The 2,949-nt window shown below is 39.5% G+C and carries 3 protein-coding genes and 1 pseudogene; 1 reads left to right on the forward strand and 3 read right to left on the reverse strand.

Annotated elements, in window-relative coordinates; genetic code table 11:
• Nucleotides 1-110: 110 nt before the first annotated feature.
• Nucleotides 111-1,217, reverse strand: a complete 1,107-nt coding sequence (locus tag A5294_RS05090; protein WP_004106114.1) for a class E sortase — start codon at nucleotides 1,215-1,217, stop codon at nucleotides 111-113.
• Between the two features lie 45 nt (nucleotides 1,218-1,262).
• Complete coding sequence (locus A5294_RS05095; RefSeq protein ID WP_004106116.1) at nucleotides 1,263-2,018, reverse strand: DUF881 domain-containing protein; 756 nt, start codon at nucleotides 2,016-2,018, stop codon at nucleotides 1,263-1,265.
• Between the two features lie 77 nt (nucleotides 2,019-2,095).
• Between A5294_RS05095 and crgA the strand changes: the two genes are divergently transcribed.
• Nucleotides 2,096-2,488, forward strand: coding sequence for a cell division protein CrgA (gene crgA / locus A5294_RS05100; protein ID WP_004106118.1), 393 nt, complete (start codon nucleotides 2,096-2,098; stop codon nucleotides 2,486-2,488).
• A gap of 56 nt (nucleotides 2,489-2,544) precedes the next feature.
• On the opposite strand, the pseudogene A5294_RS06830 reads toward crgA, so the two are convergent.
• Nucleotides 2,545-2,949: pseudogene (locus A5294_RS06830) on the reverse strand (SAM-dependent methyltransferase); the annotation flags it as partial.

Raw genomic sequence — 2,949 nt, forward strand, 5'->3', positions numbered from 1 at the left:
AATATAAACAAAAGGCGACTGCACTTCATACGCAATCGCCTTAAATGTTTTTATTTTGTAAGTTTTAAAGCAATCGTAAGAATATTTAAAACTTACTACTTAACCCGTTATCATACAGTTGTTGAGTAATTAGACATCTGCTGAAGGAATGGAATTGTAGATGCGGCCCAAGGGAAAATCCACTGGAATAATGCTAATACAATGAAGAAATAAATCAGAATCGAAAGAATCCAACGAATCGCTGTAATACCTGGTTGTATGCGCAAAAGACCGCCAAAAATGCTTGCATCAGGCTTTTTCTTTAATCCAGAATGAATAGCGCGAAGTTCTGGCCATTGCCAAGCGATTGCTCCTGCTGCGAAAATCATCACATACACTAATAAAACAACCACCATAACTGGCACTAGTGAAGAAAGATGAGAAACTAGAGATTGTTGCTCATTGTTAATAAACTTCACTTTTCCTTGCTCATCAATAGTAGAAAGTTCTTTTGGAATGCCATCGCTAATCTTTGCCCAATAAGCGAATTTTGCGTAGCTAATCCAGCGATGAGTTGCAGCAGTATACTTAGGTTCGCAAGTTGTAAGAGTAAGCATACGTTTTGTTGGTTTCTCACCAGGATGATCAGGATTTGCATCAATAACTTCACCGTGATCTGGTGTAACAATCTTGTAAGAAGTGTACTTATAGACGAACCAATAATCCTTTGTACGAACTACTATTGCGTCGCCAGGCTTCAGTAAGTCTACATCTCCCAATGGCTGACCATAACCATTTCGGTGACCTGCTACTGCGAAATTACCTATTGCGCCAGGCATTTGTGTGGTTGGATAATGACCTAAACCACGCTTGCTTAAGATGTCTGGCGTAATGCCTTCTACAACATTTCGTTCCCACTGATTTCCAAAACGTGGTATGTATAAACGAGCTACAAGGTCTTCAGACTTTGGTTTGCTTAAAGCAGGTGGGTCAGTATTCTGTGGTAAAGCAATCTTCGTTTTATCGCCAGTTTTTGGGTTTTGCCAAGATATTGCTTGACGCGCCTCTACTTGAGTGTGCTCAGCCTGCTCTCCAGTCCACCACATTTGCCATGCAATGTACAATGCGCAAATAACTGCAAAAGCTATCAACAGTTCGCCAATAATTCCAGCGGCTTGCCACCAGAAATTCGAGCTGCTACGCTTCGTTTTTCCTTCCTGCATATTAGCAGATTGCATAGTGTGCTACTCCTTTATTGATGTATGAAGACTTTGCAACATATTTTATTTGTTTAGCACTTTAGGAACTGTTGCGTACCTTAATGGTTGCAACAAGGCCGATGCTTCGGGGAATCGCAGATTATTCTTTTTCTCCACTTTCCATCCTAATCCAAACGAACTTACATACTCCTTGTAGGTGTGTATGGCTGGTGAATTGTTTAGAGCATCAACCATGCTATCCATTGGACCAATAGCAGATATTTTATACGGTGGCGAGTACTGATGACCTTGCAACATAAGAACGTTACCAATACAAACAACTGCGGAGTTAAATAATACTCGCTGATCCTGAATAGTTATTGCTTCTGCTCCGCCGCGCCACAAAGCATTTACTACAGCTTCAATATCTTGCTGGTGGATTACGTAATCATTAATATTTCCGGATGTTCCGGAACCATTAACTGCGCCTTTCCATAGAGGAGAGTCGTTAAGAGTTACAACAATTCCAGGTCCTTCAAGTTTTGGAAGTACGGTACTACTTCCAGTATCAGAAGATTCTTTTCCTTCACTAGTGCTGCTGCCGAGCGTTTTATTAAGTAAATTAATTTTAGAATCTAAAGATTTTATATCTTCTCGTAAATTTTTTGTGCGCTGCGAATTTCTTTCAACCATTTGACTCGTATTAGAAGTCACAAAAGCAGAGCGGTTTACGCGCAAATTAAGAACGAATAAATAGCCGGTAAGAAATACTGCAACGGCAACAGCAAAACTGCTTAACAGCGAGTGTTGAGCACGATGTTTCCCAGTTCTCTTAGCCATATTTTATCTTCATCCTTCACGCGTTCGAGTGTAACCACTATTATAGCGTGTAGCCGATTGATTGGAGAGTTACAGTTATGGCTGATGAAGAATTGCACACGACTGCAGCTGACGACGCTGCAAAGAAGAGCGATACGTCAAATGAGAATACTTATGGCGTTCCTATGGACGAAGTTGAAGCAGTGTTGAATGCTACTGCGGATAAAGCAACGCTTTCTCCACAGATTCAGCAAATGATGCAGAGACAAGCTGAAAATAGGCGACGTGTCGAAGAAAGCATTAAAGGCACAAAAGCTAATGCTGCATGGTTTGTGCCGCTGTTCTGCACATTAATGGTCGTTGGATTAATTTGGGCTGTTGTTTATTATTTGAACCCTGTGCTTCCAATTCCTGGAATTGGTGCATGGAATTTAGTTATTGCATTAGTAATAGTAATGACTGGATTCATTATGACAATGTGGTGGCGTTAGTCTGTAAAACAAACTGTTTAATATGTTTTAAAAGTAGCTATGCAAATGTTGCGTAGCTACTTTTTTGTTGCTGCTACTGCTCGAATAAGTATGTGATTTTTATTGTTATCAGTTGTTGCAATAATTCTTGTATTTCCGCCATCTTGTAGGTTTAATTTTTTGCGCAATGCTTCTACAGGTATTGGAAAGTTACGAGTAACAATATTTGCATGAGTAATATCAGCAAAAGTTTGTTTTATTTCGCGTTTATTCATGCTGCATACATTTTCAATTTTCCATGTCTTTCCTGGAAATTCTGAGTAGTATTCTTCCGATACGTAAACATGACTATTCGCACTGATTTGTTGTATATTGTATTGAGTTTCTAACAATGAAAAACAGCCAGCTTTCATGATTGCTGCATTCGGCTCATAAACGTATTGCGACCATTCTGGCCAGTTATTTATATCTAAATTTTCATC

The sequence above is a fragment of the Gardnerella sp. 30-4 genome (assembly GCF_001641215.1).
In the GTDB taxonomy this organism is placed as follows: Bacteria; Actinomycetota; Actinomycetes; order Actinomycetales; family Bifidobacteriaceae; genus Bifidobacterium; species Bifidobacterium leopoldii.